Annotated in this window: 14 protein-coding genes, 1 tRNA gene and 1 pseudogene; 6 read left to right on the plus strand and 10 right to left on the minus strand. The window is 59.1% G+C overall.

Features of this window, described 5'->3' with window-relative positions; all coding sequences use genetic code 11:
• Window positions 1-47 precede the first annotated feature (47 nt).
• Together FEV16_RS01675 and lldD are read left to right on the plus strand one after the other, a co-directional pair.
• On the plus strand, window positions 48-1,169 hold the full coding sequence (locus FEV16_RS01675; RefSeq protein WP_138165873.1) for a putative zinc-binding peptidase: 1,122 nt from the start codon (window positions 48-50) through the stop codon (window positions 1,167-1,169).
• Between the two features lie 231 nt (window positions 1,170-1,400).
• Window positions 1,401-2,528 (plus strand): FMN-dependent L-lactate dehydrogenase LldD, encoded by a 1,128-nt coding sequence (gene lldD, locus FEV16_RS01680; protein ID WP_138165874.1) that lies wholly within the window; start codon window positions 1,401-1,403, stop codon window positions 2,526-2,528.
• Window positions 2,529-2,609: 81 nt separating this feature from the next.
• On the opposite strand, the gene FEV16_RS01685 is transcribed toward lldD, so the two are convergent.
• Window positions 2,610-3,377 carry a carbonic anhydrase gene (locus FEV16_RS01685; RefSeq protein ID WP_138165875.1) on the minus strand — a complete coding sequence of 256 codons (768 nt, stop codon included), beginning with the start codon at window positions 3,375-3,377 and terminating at the stop codon, window positions 2,610-2,612.
• Window positions 3,378-3,659: 282 nt separating this feature from the next.
• On the opposite strand from FEV16_RS01685, the gene FEV16_RS01690 reads away from it, so the two are divergent.
• Complete coding sequence (locus tag FEV16_RS01690) at window positions 3,660-3,893, plus strand: NepR family anti-sigma factor (protein ID WP_138165876.1); 234 nt, start codon at window positions 3,660-3,662, stop codon at window positions 3,891-3,893.
• Window positions 3,894-3,941: 48 nt separating this feature from the next.
• Here FEV16_RS01690 and FEV16_RS01695 read toward each other — a convergent pair whose 3' ends face one another.
• The 6 genes and pseudogenes from FEV16_RS01695 to FEV16_RS01720 form a co-directional block, all read right to left on the minus strand.
• Window positions 3,942-4,910 (minus strand): DUF5996 family protein, encoded by a 969-nt coding sequence (locus FEV16_RS01695; protein ID WP_138165877.1) that lies wholly within the window; start codon window positions 4,908-4,910, stop codon window positions 3,942-3,944.
• Window positions 4,911-4,939: 29 nt separating this feature from the next.
• Window positions 4,940-5,902, minus strand: a complete 963-nt coding sequence (gene egtD, locus FEV16_RS01700) for an L-histidine N(alpha)-methyltransferase (RefSeq protein ID WP_138165878.1) — start codon at window positions 5,900-5,902, stop codon at window positions 4,940-4,942.
• Window positions 5,902-7,209: an ergothioneine biosynthesis protein EgtB gene (gene egtB, locus FEV16_RS01705; RefSeq protein ID WP_138165879.1), complete on the minus strand. Its 1,308-nt coding sequence runs from the start codon at window positions 7,207-7,209 to the stop codon at window positions 5,902-5,904. The genes egtD and egtB overlap by 1 nt, the downstream gene beginning before the upstream one ends.
• Before the next feature lie 99 nt (window positions 7,210-7,308).
• Window positions 7,309-8,026, minus strand: a pseudogene (locus FEV16_RS01710) (glutathione S-transferase).
• A 190-nt stretch (window positions 8,027-8,216) separates the two neighbouring features.
• Window positions 8,217-8,292 (minus strand) — tRNA-Ala (locus FEV16_RS01715).
• 119 nt (window positions 8,293-8,411) lie between these two features.
• The gene (locus tag FEV16_RS01720; RefSeq protein WP_138165880.1) at window positions 8,412-8,786 is read right to left on the minus strand and encodes a response regulator; all 375 of its coding nucleotides are present in this window, start codon (window positions 8,784-8,786) and stop codon (window positions 8,412-8,414) included.
• A gap of 241 nt (window positions 8,787-9,027) precedes the next feature.
• On the opposite strand from FEV16_RS01720, the gene FEV16_RS01725 reads away from it, so the two are divergent.
• Genes FEV16_RS01725 through glcF form a run of 3 tightly spaced genes read left to right on the plus strand, consistent with a single transcriptional unit; the run spans window position 9,028 to window position 13,030 of the window.
• Window positions 9,028-10,521 carry an FAD-linked oxidase C-terminal domain-containing protein gene (locus tag FEV16_RS01725; RefSeq protein ID WP_138165881.1) on the plus strand — a complete coding sequence of 498 codons (1,494 nt, stop codon included), beginning with the start codon at window positions 9,028-9,030 and terminating at the stop codon, window positions 10,519-10,521.
• A 2-nt stretch (window positions 10,522-10,523) separates the two neighbouring features.
• Complete coding sequence (gene glcE / locus FEV16_RS01730) at window positions 10,524-11,738, plus strand: glycolate oxidase subunit GlcE (RefSeq protein WP_138166434.1); 1,215 nt, start codon at window positions 10,524-10,526, stop codon at window positions 11,736-11,738.
• A 5-nt stretch (window positions 11,739-11,743) separates the two neighbouring features.
• Window positions 11,744-13,030: a glycolate oxidase subunit GlcF gene (gene glcF, locus FEV16_RS01735; protein WP_138165882.1), complete on the plus strand. Its 1,287-nt coding sequence runs from the start codon at window positions 11,744-11,746 to the stop codon at window positions 13,028-13,030.
• Here the strand turns inward: glcF and trpS are convergent.
• From trpS to hslV, 3 genes are all read right to left on the minus strand, one after another.
• Complete coding sequence (gene trpS, locus FEV16_RS01740) at window positions 13,027-14,061, minus strand: tryptophan--tRNA ligase (protein WP_138165883.1); 1,035 nt, start codon at window positions 14,059-14,061, stop codon at window positions 13,027-13,029. The two genes, glcF and trpS, sit on opposite strands and share 4 nt — an antisense overlap.
• 72 nt (window positions 14,062-14,133) lie before the next feature.
• Window positions 14,134-15,438: an ATP-dependent protease ATPase subunit HslU gene (gene hslU / locus FEV16_RS01745; protein WP_138165884.1), complete on the minus strand. Its 1,305-nt coding sequence runs from the start codon at window positions 15,436-15,438 to the stop codon at window positions 14,134-14,136.
• 83 nt (window positions 15,439-15,521) lie between these two features.
• Window positions 15,522-16,085, minus strand: coding sequence for an ATP-dependent protease subunit HslV (gene hslV / locus FEV16_RS01750; RefSeq protein ID WP_138165885.1), 564 nt, complete (start codon window positions 16,083-16,085; stop codon window positions 15,522-15,524).
• Window positions 16,086-16,138 lie beyond the last annotated feature (53 nt).

Genomic DNA, 16,138 nt, shown 5'->3' on the forward strand with positions numbered 1-16,138 from the left:
GTCTGCCGCACAGTTATGGCCGCAAGCCGTCGGGGGAAAGATCTCCAATGAAAGCCTTTCGATGCCAAGCTTGCCGCCAGAGCATACTTTTCGAGAACACCAGATGCGAAAGTTGCGGGCACAAGCTCGGCTACCTCCCGTGTCTCGGCGAAATGACCGCCGTCGAACCGGTCGGCGACGGTTGGGCCGCGCTGGCTGACGGAACTCGCGAATACCGGTTCTGCAAGAATTGGGAGCTGCATGGATGCAATTGGATGGTCGAGAAAGGAGGTCCCTCGGAATACTGTCTCGCCTGTCAACACAATCGGACTGTGCCCGACTTATCAGACGATAAGCGCCATGCCGCTTGGCAGAAAATCGAAACCGCCAAGCGGCGGCTGTTTTACAGTCTCACCCGACTAAATCTTCCTGCGCCGAACGTTTCCGATAACGACGGCGAGCCGCTTATCTTCGATTTTCTTGCGGAGGAGCTTTCTAAAAAGCCGGTTCTGACAGGCCATAGCTCGGGTTTGATAACGATCGCCTTGAAGGAAGCGGATGATCCAGAGCGAGAGAAAATGCGTGATGAAATGGGCGAGCCCTATCGCACCTTGCTCGGTCATTTCAGACATGAGATCGGCCATTATTATTGGGAGCGCATCGTGTCGAACTCACGTCACCTCGCGTCCTTTCGTGAGCTTTTTGGAGACGAGCGAGACGACTATTCCACCTCCCTGAAAAAACATTATGAAGAGGGGCCTTCGGCCGACTGGCGACGGAACCATATCAGCGCATACGCCTCATGCCACCCATGGGAAGATTTCGCGGAGACCTTTGCGCATTACCTCCATATCGTCGATACGCTCGAAACGGGCCGCAGCGCGGGGCTCGTGGTACGACGGAACGATGGCTCTCCTGCACGGGTCGATTTTGATCCGTACAGCTGTCCCGACATCAGCGAGATGATCGATAACTGGCTCGATATTTCATTCGCGCTGAACAACATCAACCGATCGATGGGTCAGCCGGATATCTATCCCTTCGTGATCTCGCCAGTCGTCAAGGAGAAGCTGGGCTTTGTCCAAGGCCTCTTAAAGGATCATGCACAGCGCCCGTGTGCTGCGAGCGGCGTTTCAAGGCAGGGATTGCTCGCCATGGAGCATTGTGGCGGGCAAGTTCCCAACCAATAACCAGCCCAATCCTCCTCTCAAAGCCGCCATCGGCTTCGAACCTGGCCCTGTAGGCTCGACAAGCGCCGCCGATGAGACGATTGCCGCTCAACTCTCCAAACCGGTATAAGGGTTCGCTGGGTTCCCCGTTCCCCAGAGTGAATCAAAAAACGGTCCGCTGTCCAAGCGCATGAAACGGCGACTTTGGATAGCGGTATCTAAGGGGCGCCGGACGTCTTTCCGGAGAATTGAATGATCGTTTCGTCGGCTTCAGACTACCGAAAGGCCGCGCAGCGCAGGCTGCCTCGCTTCCTCTTTGATTATATTGATGGCGGAGCGAACGCCGAGGATACGTTAAAGGCCAATGTCGCCGATTTGAGAGCCGTCAACCTCAGACAGCGGGTGTTGAAGAATGCCGCGGATCTCAGTCTCGCGACGGAGTGGTTTGGTCAGTCTTCCAAGCTTCCTGTGATCTTGGCGCCTGTCGGGTTGAGCGGAATGTTTGCCCGTCGCGGCGAGGTTCAGGTCGCCAACGCTGCTGAAAAAAAGGGTGTTCCCTATGTGTTGTCGACGCTGTCTATTTGCCCGCTTGAAGAAGTTGCGTCGCACTGTTCGTCGCTCTGGTTCCAGCTTTATGTGCTCAAGGACCGCAGGTTCATGCAATCTATGTTGGAGCGCGCTCAGCACGCAGGCGTAAAAAATCTTGTATTCACGGTTGACCTGCCTGTGCACGGATCGCGCTACCGCGACGCCCCTTCGGGTCTGTCCGGACCATACGCCGCGCAGCGGCGCATGCTTCAGGTCATCAGTAAACCCGCATGGGCCTTCGACGTTGGAATTAGAGGTCGTCCGCACGATCTCGGCAATATCTCGCAATATCTCGGCAAGGCGACCGGTCTGCAGGACTATGTCGGCTGGCTTGGACAAAACATTGATCCATCGATCAGCTGGTCGGACTTGGAATGGATCCGCGATTTTTGGAAGGGTCCTCTGATTCTTAAAGGCATATTGGATCCCGAGGATGCTCGAGACGCGGTGCGGTTCGGAGCGAATGGAATCGTCGTTTCGAACCACGGCGGACGTCAGCTGGACGGCGCGCTGTCGACGGTCAAAGCCCTCCCGCCGATCGCCGATGCGGTCGGAAACGACCTCGAGGTTTTCGTCGATTCAGGCGTTCGCTCCGGACTGGACGTTATCCGCATGCTGGCGCTTGGCGCAAAAGGCGTCCTGCTCGGGCGGACCGCCGCTTATGCTTTGGCTGCGGCCGGCCAGGCGGGCGTTGAGAATATGCTCGAGATCTTCGCCAAGGAAATGCGAGTGGCAATGATTTTGACCGGGGTCACTTCGATCGCTCAAATTGACCGGCGAATTCTTGCTTGATCTTCTGAGCCATGCATCGGCCCAGAAGATTTTTGCGTTGAATGTGCGCTTCCTGACTCGATAAGGCTCAGGGCCTTAGCTTCACGCAAAAAGATCCACCCGGCCATTGGCAAGGCGATAAATTCCGCTCACGACTTTGAGGCGCTTTTCGTTGAACGCTGCGCTCAGTAAAGGCGTCGCGGTCTCGAGCGTTTTCGCGCAAAGCCGAGCATTCTCCATCGTCGCGTTCTCTAATAGATCGCCCGGACGGCCTGCGACTGCATTTACCGCCGGCGCCAGAGCGGCGACAAGCGACGGAAGGTGGCCAGGTAAAGTCGTATGATCCTGTATCGAAGAAATCGCGGATTTTACAGCGCCGCAGGCTTCGTGACAGAGCACCAGAATGAGGGGAGTCTTCAGCACTTCCACGGCATATTCCATGCTCGCGACATTGTCCGGGTTCACGATATTGCCGGCGACACGCACGACGAACAGATCTCCGCGCGAACTGTCGAAGGCGTATTCCGGCGCAATCCGTGAATCCGAACAGCTGAGAATGGCGGCGTAGGGATTCTGCCCGCCGATGAGCGCCTCGCGTTCGGCGGCGAAGTCGTGGCGTCTGGCGACGCCTTGCTGATATCGTTTATTGCCCTCCATCAGGCGCGCCAACGCGTCGTCAGGAGTCATGACGTTCTCAGGCTTCGGCGGCGCGCTCGTCTGCTTGGTTTGCTTAGCTTTGGATCGTAGGTCCTTCGCGTTCGCCTGTGCGACTGCGGTCAGCATTCCCGCGGCGGCCGCGCCGAAAACGAAGGCTCTGCGACGCATGTTGTTTCCATGAACAATATCAGCAAAGCCACAAACGTTACACATGGCGCGATCCTCCGGGGCAGAGACAACACTCCGCTATTTGTGGTGCAAACATAACACGCACAGTCGCCAGCCACATAGCAGGAGAGTGTCTTCTCCTCTCGCTCAAACTCTGCCAGGGATCGGGAGCGCGCCGATTGGAAGCGTCTTAACGAGTCGAGCCGACGCTATGCATTTAATTTACCATACAATTTACAAATCGTCGTCGCGCAGCGTTGGCCCACATTATGGCCGCAACATAAGTCGACGCTCCATCGTCCGCTATTTGACGAGTGGAGGTGCAACATGCGTCGGCTCCGCTTGTATCGCCAAGAGGTCGGCGATCAATTCGGCGAATTGTTACGACAAACGTACGATGATGTCCTTCAAGAGCCGCTTCCGGGCCGTTTGCTCGATCTCTTGGAGAGGCTGGAAAGGGACGCGACGTCGCTTTTACAAGAAGCGCGGCCGTCCAAAATTGGCGAGGCCGCTCGAGAACCGCTAATGTCCTTGGCGCGCCGACGTTCAGCTGTCGACTGAGGTCAGGTTAGGCAGATGGCGGGGCCGCGTACCCGAAAAATGGCTAACCTATCCCCGAACTGAACGCGGGATGCCGATACTTCCCATCGGACATTCGAGTGCGGCGCGGTCCCATCCGGCGGCGTTCGCGGCAGCGTCATATGTGCTCTGCAAGAAGTTCAGTAGCGTAGCATCGGGATGCTCGGCGCTCCGCACAACATCATATGGCAGGATAAATTCCTTGAGATCCTGGCTAAAAAAAGCGCCGTCAGGTTTGACCAGCGCGTGATCAAATCCGGGCGGCGCCGGATAAGCATAGGAATAGAAAGCCGGGAAATCGACGGAGCCGCTTCCAGGCCAAAAGCCCGCGCTGCTCACCTCATGCGAGTACGCTTCGCGCACAACAGCGTCGGAGAGGTTGGGAACGCCACCCGGATGGAGCGGCGCACGGCGACCGGAAAATCTTGTCACCGCCAAATCAAAGCTGCCCCAAAAGAAGTGTACCGGGCTCGCTTTGCCAATGAAGCCCGTGCGAAAGAATTTGAACACGCGGTCGGCTTGCATAAGCAATCTGAAAAACCGGTTCGCATAATCAGGATCGTAGGCGGCATGGATCTGGTCCTTCGTGAAGGGAATCGCGTCAGGGATTTCATTGGGACGCTCATTGATGCGAACAAAAATGTTCAACTCCTCGAGCATTGTCAGAAGATGCGCATAAAAATCAGCGACGGACTGAGCTCGAAGCTGCATTTGCCGTTGTTTGCCATCGCTGCTCGTAATGCGCAGCACATGGTCAATGAAATTGAAATCAACCTGAAAGGTCCTTGATTCATAGGCTATTGGCGATGTGGTGAGGCCACGCGCCGTAACGTACATTGTGACGTGCCAGGAGTGGTTTAGCCAGGGCGTAAGCGACAATCGAATCTTGCCGACGATCTGAGTCCATAAATGCAGAGTCGTATAGGTTTCCCGCCAGGCGTCATATGGCAGTGCGGGCCAAGCGTTTCGATCTGCTTCACTCACGTTCGTCGTGACCATTTCAGCTCTTCACGTCGTCCGGTCTCCGTTCAAGGGGTCAGTAGTTCGTGTACGCTGAACAGGTTCGCCTCATCTGTCCATACGCGCTGAGGAGCCCAGCCCGCAGATTGCGCCATCAAATGGAACTCCTCGATCGTGTATTTGTAAGCATTTTCGGTATGGATCGTTTCTCCGGCGCGAAATCGGAATCTTCGGCCTTTCACCCAAACATCCTGATCGCTTGAGCTGATAAGATGCATTTCGATGCGTCCTTCGAACGGCTCGTAGATCGCTGCATGGCGAAAGTTATTGAGATCGAACGTGCCGTCGAGTTCACGGTTGATGCGCGCCAGCAGATTAAGATTGAATGCAGCGGTGACGCCATTCGCGTCGTTATAGGCTTGAACGAGCTGGCGAACGTCTTTCTTCAGATCGACGCCAATGATCAACCTGCCGCTTGGCGAGAGCGTTCCCCGCATCGCTCGCAACAATTGCGTCGCCTCTGCGGGGCCGAAATTGCCGATGGTCGATCCAGGAAAAAATCCGAGTCTTGGTCGCTTCGCTAGTTCGATCGGCAGTTCGATTGGATGCGAAAAATCAGCCGCGGCCGGCTGTATGTTAAGTCGTGGAAATCGAACCGTAAGCCGTTTCCGGGCGTCCGAAAGAGCGCTCTCCGAGATGTCGACTGGCGCATAGGCGTACAGCTCTGGCAGTTCTCGAAGAAGAATTTCCGTTTTGATGCTCGAACCGGAACCGAATTCGACGAGAACGGTTTCCTCGGACTTCCCCTTAAGCATCTGCGTCGCGTTAGCTTCGAGAATGCCAATCTCGACTCTTGTCGGATAATATTCCGGTAGGCGCGTAATTTCTTCGAAAAGCGCGCTGCCTGTAGCGTCATAGAAAAAGCGACAGGGCAGACTCTTCCGCCGTCGGGACAGGCCCTCCAACACGCTGACGGCGAAGTCGTCCACTCGCGGCAGACTCGTCGCAAGGCGTTCGGTCGCCTCTGACATCAGTCGACCTCCCAAGCGAGGCGTAGGCCCATAAATTGCCAACGCTGGTGCGGGTAAAAGAAATTTCGGTAGCTCGCGCGGATGTGGCTTAGCGGCGTTACGCAAGAACCGCCACGCAATGCGTGCTGACCAACCATGAACTTGCCGTTGTATTCGCCCAGCGCTCCTTGAGGGGCGCGATAGCCCGGATAGGGCGAATAGGCGCTCTGCGTCCATTCCCACACATCGCCGAACATCTGCCGAGGCGACCCATTTGTTTCTGCTTCAGCTGGCATGGGACGCAATTCGGCCGTTTCGAGAAAATTTCCTCGCCTTGGCGATGTTATCGCTGCGACCTCCCATTCGAATTCGGTCGGCAACCGCTTGCCCGACCAGCGCGCAAAAGCGTCGGCTTCATAGTAGCTGACGTGCGCGACTGGCGCATCGAGACGAAGCGGCTGCAATCCTTCTAGCGACATCCCAAGCCACTCTCCGTCATGCGTTTCCCAGTAGAGTGGCGCATGCCAGTTCTCGCGATTGACCGCCGCCCAGCCGTCCGACAGCCATAGGGTCGCCGTTTCGTAACCGCCGTCGGCAATGAATTCCAACCATTCCCAGTTTGTGACCAGGCGGTCGGCGAGTCGGAACGGATGGATCAGCGCATCGTGACGAGGCTGCTCATTATCCCATGCAAAACCGCTTCCTTCGTAGCCGATCTGATAGACGCCGCCCGGAAAATCAATCCAGCACGCCGGCTCAAGCGGCGCGCCGCCTATGGAGCGGAAGCGCGTTGGTCGGTAGGCCGGCCTCAAGGGGTTGGCGGCGAAAAGCGAGAGGATGTCTGTGAGCATCAGCTCCTGATGCTGCTGCTCGTGATTGATCCCGATATCGAGCCTATGGGCTAAGCCCGGCGGTAAGTTGGTTTGATCAGCAAGGAGCTTCGCCAACGCCAAATCGACATGCTCGCGATAGGCGAGAATTCGATCGAGCGACGGCCGAGTAAGAAGCCCACGCTTTGGGCGCGGCTGCCGGGGACCCTGGCGCTCATAGTAGGAATTGAAGCAATAATTGAACGCTTCATCGAACAGCCGATAGCCCGGCAGGTAGGGCGCCAAGACAAAGGTTTCAAAGAACCAAGTCGTATGAGCGAGATGCCATTTGGTCGGGCTGGCGTCCTCCATCGCTTGGACGACCATATCTTCAGCGCTGAGCGGATCCGCAAGTTCGATCGAACGCTTGCGCGTCTCAAAAAGGCGATCGCCCAAGGCGCTGCAGGCGCTCGTAGGGCGCTGCGGATCCGGGGTCAAAACCAATCCATGCATCAACATATCTCCGGGGAGCGCGCCGAGTTCAAGCGGCTGAGACGGACAAGGAGCATATAGGGCGAAGCGTAGACTAAAGTCTGGGTCCGAAAACCTCGATTGTCATCAGCCGTCGAGTTCCGGGTAATGACGAAATATTCCTTGCTCGTTGAATTTCACCCGGCGATCGCTAGCGAGATATGCGCAAATGCGCGGGCGTTGCGCGACTGTCATACGAAGGCGGGCCACTCGCGGCGTCTCGGCGAGAACCGCTCGCGATTTCTTTGGGAAGGCGTAGAGCAGGCCTTCGACGACTTGAAACAGAGAAAGATCGGCGTAGCTAAGGGCACTGCCTACAAGATGCGCGTCGCCGTCGCGATTGCGGGCGAGGATGGTTTCGAACCAATCAAAATACTTTTGTATGCGTTCCTCGCGAAAACCCTTTGCTCGGCGTAAAGCCTCGGGTTTCTGCTCCTCATAGTACAGATCGGCGCCCAAGGGATGGTGGCTATCGTGGGCCTCGCTGACGAGATCGGCGATGGTCAGCTGAATTTGGTGAGCCCAAAAGTCTGCTGGCCGCATCTTTAGGGGCGAGACCGTGACGATCGCCCAGATAGAGAAGTATCGCGGCGGTTTGACCGATGATCACATCTCCGTCTTTCAAGAACGGCGGCGCGAACGACGGATGGGTGACGTCGGTCCGTTCAAAAAAATCTAGAAGCGTCGCCTCGCCCTGTCGTTTGCGCGCGACATCAATGTAGTTGGCCCCGGCTTCTTCCAACACAAGTCGGACGAACTCTCCGCGTCCCTGAATGCCGGGCCAATAATAGAGCTCGTAGGTCATGGCTGAGCCGCAGCGTGTGGGCGCTTGTCGAGCGCGGCGTTGAATTGGGTGATTTATGCGTTTCAAATATCGTTTGAGGGGCGCGGATCAAGGTTGCGCGGAGCGCGCCGGAAGCGGTGGCGCCCAGGTCCCTAATGGCTTGGGAAGCGCCCCGTGACTAAAACGAGCTAGGATCAGCGAATTAGAGCTTTGGTGGAGCCAGACGGAATCGAACCGACGACCTCTTCAATGCCATTGAAGCGCTCTCCCAACTGAGCTATGGCCCCGTTCTCTTCGGACGTCTCTTGGGGGAGGTCCGGACGGCTCAACGCCGTCGCGCGCTGTATAGTTCAGCCGCGCGTCGCCCGCAAGCCCGTCAAAAAATGCGACATGGCCGAACGGCCGGTCAGCGCTTTTCTGGGAGAAAGGAATTCACCGTCTCCAAGAATTTCGCCACGGAAATCGGTTTCGACAGATAGGCCTCACAGCCGCCCTGAAGGATTTTTTCCTCGTCGCCTTTCATCGCGAAGGCGGTGATCGCGACCACGGGTATGTCGCGCAAATTTTCGTCTTCTTTGAGCATGCGTGTGACTTCCAAACCGCTAACCTCCGGTAACTGAATGTCCATCAGGATGAGATCAGGCCGGTGGCTTCGCGCCAAGGAAATCGCCTCAAAGCCGCTTTTTGTACATAGCGTCGCATAGCCGTTCGATTCCAGAAGGTCGTTGAAGAGCTTCATGTTGAGCTCATTGTCCTCGACGATGAGGATTGTCTTGGTCATGCCCTTGGGCCCGTTTTCCGGCGTACGATCAGTCTCGGCCGTAGCATAGGCAGATTAATGAAAAGCGCCAAAAATCCGCGCATTGTTAAAGATTAAGGGCTCGCGGCGCGCTTGCGTGTAATACGCCGCTCGACTAAACCCCTTGGAAAAGCGAGCGCCGCACGAGGGATCATGCCGCCCCGCCGGTAGGCGAAAGCTGTAGCGTTAGCGGCGCTCTTGCTTGCGTTGGAGGCGCGAGTCGATGACGCTCCTCATGCCGACGCCTGAGCCAGCGATCATGTCGCAACGCGGCGAACTGATCGCGCGTCTTGGGGCCATTCTGCCTAGCGAAAGCCTGATCGTCGACGAGGTCTCACGTCGCGCCTATGAATGTGACGCCTTCACCATGTATCGGGCGCTTCCGCTCGTCGTCGCGTTGCCGGGGAATGTCGAGCAGGTCCGCGCCATCATGGCGCTTGCCGCCGAAATGAACGTCAAGGTCGTGCCCCGCGGCGCCGGCACGTCGCTGTCCGGCGGCTCCATGCCGCTTGAGGACGGCATTCTTCTCGGCATGTCCAAATTCAACCGGATCCTCGAAATCGACTATGAAAACCGCTGCGCGCGCGTTCAGCCGGGCGTTCAAAACCTGGCGATCTCGAAAGCCGTTGAAGCGCAAGGCTTCTACTATGCGCCGGATCCGTCGTCGCAGATCGCCTGTTCGATCGGCGGCAATGTCGCTGAGAACGCGGGCGGCGTTCACTGCCTGAAATACGGCCTGACGACCAACAACATACTCGGGCTCGAAGTCGTGTTGATGGGCGGCGACCTCATCAGGCTCGGCGGCAAGCATCTCGACAGCGAGGGCTATGACCTGATCGGGCTGATGACAGGCTCCGAAGGATTGCTTGGCGTCGTCACGGAGGTGGTCGTGCGGCTCTTGCAAAAGCCGCCTGTGGCGCGGGGGCTGCTGCTCGGCTTTGCCAGCGTGACGGCTGGCGCCCGCTGTGTTGGCGCGATCATTGCGCGCGGCGTCATACCCGCTGGCCTTGAAATGATGGACAGAGCGACAATCCATGCCGTCGAACGCTTCCAGCCTTGCGGCTATCCGCTCGACGCCGAAGCGCTGGTCATCGTTGAACTGGACGGAACGCCGGCGGAAGTCGATCACCTCGTTAGCGTAGTGCAGGATATTGCGCGCGAAGAAGGCGCGACGACGATACGCGCGTCCACGAGCGAGGCCGAGCGGCTGCAGTTCTGGGCCGGACGCAAGAACGCCTTTCCAGCCGTGAGCTGTATCGCGCCCGACTATCTCTGCATGGACGGCACGATTCCGCGGGCGCGGCTGCCGGAAGCGCTTGCCGGCATGGAACGGCTCGCCAAGGAGCAGGGGCTGAGCGTCGCCAACGTATTTCATGCCGGCGACGGCAATCTCCATCCGCTCATTCTCTACGACGCGTCAAAAGAGGGGGACGTTGAACGCGCGGAAAAGCTCGGTTTCGACATTTTGCGCCTGTGCGTTTCGCTCGGCGGCGTTCTCACCGGCGAGCATGGCGTTGGCGTCGAGAAGCGTGACCTCATGGGCGAGATGTTCAGCGACGTGGATCTCGAGCAGCAGATGCGGCTCAAATGCGCCTTTGACCCGGCCGGCCGACTCAACCCTGGCAAGGTGTTTCCAACGCTGCATCGTTGCGCCGAGTTCGGGATGATGCATGTCGCAGGCGGAAAAATGCCATTTCCCGATCTGCCGAGATTCTAATGATGCAGGCCGCATTGGCGACGCTCGAAATCCGCGATGAGTCTGACGCCGTAGATGCGATCTGTGCAGCGAATGCGAAAGGCGTCTCCTGCGCGATCGTCGGCGGCGGCTCCAAATCTCAGCTCGGGCGCTGCGCGCCGCAAACGCAGGCGCTCTCCACCCCGGCGCTCGCCGGCGTGACGCTCTATGAGCCCAACGAGCTCGTGCTCTCGGCCCGCGCCGGCACGCGTTTGAGCGAGATCGAAGCGCTGCTTGAGAACAATGGGCAACAACTTGCTTTCGAGCCCATGGATTATGGACCGCTTCTCGGTGCAGAGGCGGGCTACGCGACGATCGGCGGCGTCATCGCGGCGAACGCTTCCGGTCCGCGGCGGATTAAGGCGGGAGCGGCGCGAGACCATTTGCTTGGATTCCGCTGCGTCACCGGACGTGGCGAGCAGGTGAAATCAGGCGGCCGGGTCATGAAGAACGTCACCGGCTACGACCTCTCGAAACTTGTCTGCGGTTCCTATGGCACGCTGGCGCTTCTGACGGAGCTGACGCTCAAGGTGCTCCCCAAGTCGGAGACGGAATGCACGCTGCTGGCGATCGGCGCTGATGAGGCGGAGAGCCTTGCGCTCTTGCGCCGCGCCACTGCAACGCCCTGTGAACCTTCGTCGCTCGCGATGCTGCCCGCCGGCGTCGCCTTGGCCTTAGACGCCGATGCGGCCGCGATACGCCTCGAAGGTCCGACGATATCCGTGACGGCCCGCCGCGACGATCTCGTTGCGCGTTTGTCTGGCGGCGGCGTTCGATTTGAGACGCTGGACGAACGCGATTCGACGACGCTTTGGAGAGGGCTGCGTGACGCCGCTCCGATTGCCGCGCAGGTCGGCCAAGTCTGGCGCATTTCCGTGGCGCCCACCGAAGGTTTTGCCGTCGTTGAGCGCATTCGCCGCGCAGGCGTGCCCTTGCTTGCGCATTTCTACGACTGGGCGGGCGGACTGATATGGCTGTGCGTCGAAACCACGTCGGACGCATACGCCGCCGTAGTGCGCGCCGCCGTCGATGTTAGCGGCGGCCATGCGACTCTCATTCGGGCGAGCCAAGAGACGCGTACGATTGTCGACGTCTTCCATCCGCAACCGGCGGCGCTCGCGGCGCTGACGCGCCGCGTCAAGGAAAGTTTCGATCCCGCGCATATTTTGGAGCGTGGTCGAATGCGCGCGGAGTTCTAAAAGCGATGCAGACGTTCTTTTCCCTGCGCGCTTTGGCCGATCCCGACATGGCCGAAACTGAGAAGATACTGCGCGCCTGCGTGCATTGCGGCTTCTGCTCGGCGACTTGCCCGACCTATCTTCTCACCGGCGACGAACTCGATGGGCCGCGCGGCCGAATCTATCTCATAAAAGAGATGTTTGAAAAGGAGCGGCCGGCTGACGCTCAAACCGCGCTTCACATCGATCGCTGCCTGTCCTGCCTCTCCTGCATGACGACATGTCCATCGGGGGTGCATTTCATGCATCTCGTCGATCACGCGCGCGCGCATATTGAGGAAACATACCGGCGGCCCTTTGTGGAGCGCGCCATGCGCGCGGCGCTCGCTTTCGTGTTGCCGCGGCCTTCTGTGGCCCGTCAGCCGTTTCGCCTTGCGGCGGCCATGCGTCCCTTGGCGCGCTTGCTGCCGCGGCGGCTCGCGGCCCCGTTGGCGCTCGCGCCGGCGCGTGTCCCAGCTCCTTCCAAAACCGATCTTCCGCAGGTTTTCGCCGCTCAGGGTGTCCACAAGATGCGCGTCGCGCTGCTCAACGGCTGCGTTCAGACGGTAATCGACACTTCGATCAATGAGGCGACCATACGGCTCCTGACTCGCCACGGCGTCGAAGTCGTTGTCGCAAAGGGCGCCGGCTGCTGTGGCGCGTTGCCGCATCACCTCGGGAAGGTTGAAGCCTCGCTAGGCTATGCGCGCGCCAACATCGAAGCCTGGATGCGCGAAGTCGAAACTGGCGGACTCGACCATATCGTCATCAACGCCTCGGGTTGCGGCACGAGCGTGAAGGACTATGGCCATATGTTCCGCAATGATCCGACTCTCGCGGATAAGGCTGCGCATATCTCGTCGCTCGCGAAAGACGTAACGGAACTTTTGGAAGAGATCGGCTTCGCATCCTCGGGCGACGCGCCGAAACTTCGGGTCGCCTATCATTCGGCGTGCTCTCTTCAACATGGGCAGAAGATATCGCAAGAGCCGGTAGCGCTTCTCCACGCGGCGGGCTTTGAGGTCGTCGACGTTCCAGAAGGTCATATCTGCTGCGGTTCGGCAGGGACCTATAATGTGCTGCAACCAGATTTCGCGGGAGAGCTACGATCGCGAAAGGTCGCCAATATCGAGAGCGTCGCGCCAGACATCGTCGCCGCGGGCAATATCGGCTGCATCGTTCAAATCAGGTCGGGAACGCCAATTCCGGTCATGCATACGGTCGAATTGCTCGACTGGGCGAGCGGGGGACCGAGGCCTCCAGCGCTCGGCTAACGCAGAAACCCCACGATGTCCTTCACCGCATTCATATTCTCGCGGGCGATGGCGCGCGCGCGGTCCGCGCCGTCCCGGAGCACGCCGTCGATATAGGTTTCATCCTCGCGGATACGGCGCATTTTATCGGTGATCGGCGCGAGTTTCGCGACGGCGAGATCGACAAGCGCGCTCTTGAAAGCCGAGAAGTTGGCGCCGCCAAATTCGCCGAGCACATCAGCCTTGCTGCGTCCGGAAAGCGCCGCGAATATGCCGACGAGATTGTCAGCTTCCGGGCGCCCTTCGAGCCCCTTTTCCTCGGAAGGCAAAGCGTCGGGATCGGTCTTCGCTTTTTTGACCTTCTGCGCGATCTGGTCGGCGTCGTCGGAAAGATTGATGCGCGAATAATCGGAGGCGTCGGACTTCGACATTTTCTTGGTGCCGTCGCGCAGGCTCATCACCCGCGTCGCCGGGCCGGAGATCAGCGGCTCGGGCAGGGGAAAGAAGGCCTCGCCAAAGCCGTTGCGCGCAATCGATTCCGAGAAGTCATTGTTGAACTTCTGCGCAATGTCGCGCGCCAGTTCGAGATGTTGCTTCTGGTCGTCGCCGACAGGCACATGCGTCGCCCGGTAGATCAAAATATCGGCGGCCATCAGCACCGGATAGTCGAGCAGGCCCATGGAGGCGTTCTCGCGATCCTTGCCTGCCTTGTCCTTGAACTGGGTCATGCGATTGAGCCAGCCAATGCGCGCGACGCAGTTGAGCACCCAGGCGAGTTCAGCGTGCTCCGGCACCTGGCTCTGGTTGAAGACGATGTTCTCCTTGGGATCGATGCCGCAGGCGATAAAGGCGGCGGCGATCTCCCGCGTGTTCGCCTTCAGCGCGATCGGGTCCTGTGGCACGGTGATCGCGTGCAGGTCGACGACGCAATACATGCAGTCAAAGCTCTTCTGCAGCTCGACGAACTTAACGATGGCGCCGAGATAGTTGCCGAGATGCAGATTGCCGGTGGACTGCACGCCAGAGAAGACGCGCTGAGGGAAAGTTGACATGTGATCGGCCAGGGTTTTGCGTTTGGCCGGTCTTATGACGAACCGCAGCCCCTGGCGCAAGTGCCGTGCGCGTCACAAAATAAACCGGCTCAGATCCCTGTTCTTCGCCAGATCGCCGATGTGCTCCTCGACATAGGCGCCATCGATGACGATTTTCTCGCCGGCGCGGTCGGAAGCGGAAAAGCTGATGTCATCGAGCACGCGCTCCATGACCGTTTGCAGACGCCGCGCGCCGATATTCTCGACAGAGGTGTTGACCTGCACGGCGATCTTCGCGATCGCGTCGACGGCTGACGGCGCGAATTCGAGCGTCACGCCCTCGGTGCCCATCAGCGCGGAATATTGCTTCGTCAGACAGGCCTCGGTTTCGGTGAGAATGCGGCGGAAGTCGTCTTCATTGAGCGAAGCAAGCTCGACGCGGATCGGAAGCCGTCCTTGAAGTTCCGGCAGAAGATCGGAAGGCTTCGCCACATGGAACGCGCCAGAGGCGATAAACAGGACGTGATCCGTCTTGACCGAGCCATGTTTCGTCGCGACCGTCGTGCCTTCTATGAGCGGCAGCAGGTCGCGCTGAACGCCTTCCCGCGAGACGTCGGCGCCGCCGCGCCCTTCACGCGCACAAATCTTGTCCATCTCGTCGATGAAGACGATGCCGTTGTTCTCCACCTCGATGATCGCCTCGCGGACGCTCGCTTCCTGATCGATCAGCTTGTCGCTTTCCTCAGCGACGAGCGGCCCTTGCGCCTCCTTCACTGAAAGCTTGCGCGGCTTTCCGCGCTGCATCGCCTTGCCGAAAATATCGCCAAGCGAAAAAGCGGACACGCTCGCGCCGGGCATATTCGGCAGTTCGAACATCGGCATTGAGGGACCCGATTGGGTCAACTCGATCTCGATCTCCTTCTCATCGAGCTCGCCGCTGCGAAGTCGGCGGCGGAAGGTCTCGCGCGTACTGGGCGAGGCGGCGGGGCCGACTAGCGCGTCAAGCGTGCGCTCTTCCGCCGCTTGCTGTGCGCGCGCCTGCACGTCTTTACGGCGGCGCTCCTTGACCATCACGATGGCGACTTCAATGAGATCGCGCACGATCTGTTCAACGTCGCGGCCCACATAGCCAACTTCGGTGAATTTCGTCGCCTCGACTTTCAGGAAGGGCGCGCTGGCGAGACGGGCGAGGCGGCGGGCGATTTCGGTCTTGCCGCATCCGGTCGGGCCGATCATGAGAATATTCTTGGGCAGCACCTCTTCGCGCATCTGACCTTCAAGCTGAAGCCGCCGCCAGCGGTTGCGCAGCGCGATCGCTACCGCGCGCTTGGCGTCGTTTTGCCCGACGATAAAGCGATCAAGTTCGGAAACGATCTCGCGAGGCGAGAAATCGGACATGGGAAGTTCCTTCGGAACGGCAGTGGGCAGTAAGCAATCGGCAGTCGGATCATCCTACCGCCGACCGACGACGGCCGACTGCCTTATATCTTCTCCACCACCACATTCTGGTTGGTGTAGACGCAAATCTCGGAGGCGATCACCATCGCGCGCCGCGCGATGGTCTCGGCGTCGAGCGGCGAATCGAGCAAAGCGCGCCCGGCCGCGAGCGCGTAGTTCCCGCCTGAACCGATGGCCGCTACTGCCCCTTCATCGGTCGCTTCAGGCTCCAGCACGTCGCCGGAGCCTGTCAGCACGAGGCCGACGTTTTTGTCGGCGACGAGCATCATCGCCTCCAGACGCCGCAAATAGCGGTCCATCCGCCAGTCCTTGGCGAGTTCGACGCAGGCGCGCATCAACTGTCCGGGATATTGCTCGAGCTTGGATTCAAGCCGCTCAAAAAGGGTGAAAGCGTCGGCGGTGGCGCCGGCGAAGCCCGCGATAACGTCACCCTTGCCAAGACGGCGCACTTTCTTGGCGTTACCCTTCATGATCGTCTGACCGAGGCTGACCTGACCGTCGCCGGCGATAACCGTTTCTCCGGCCTTCTTCACGAGAATGATCGTCGTCGCGTGCATGCCCGCCGAGCGGCTTTGTTCGTTATCCATTCGCCTTATCCGAGCCGAGATATGCAGCCGATGTAAGGTTTGGCGCGGTTTTG

Origin of the sequence: Methylocystis sp. B8, from assembly GCF_005771425.1 — a bacterium.
In the GTDB taxonomy this organism is placed as follows: Bacteria; Pseudomonadota; Alphaproteobacteria; order Rhizobiales; family Beijerinckiaceae; genus Methylocystis.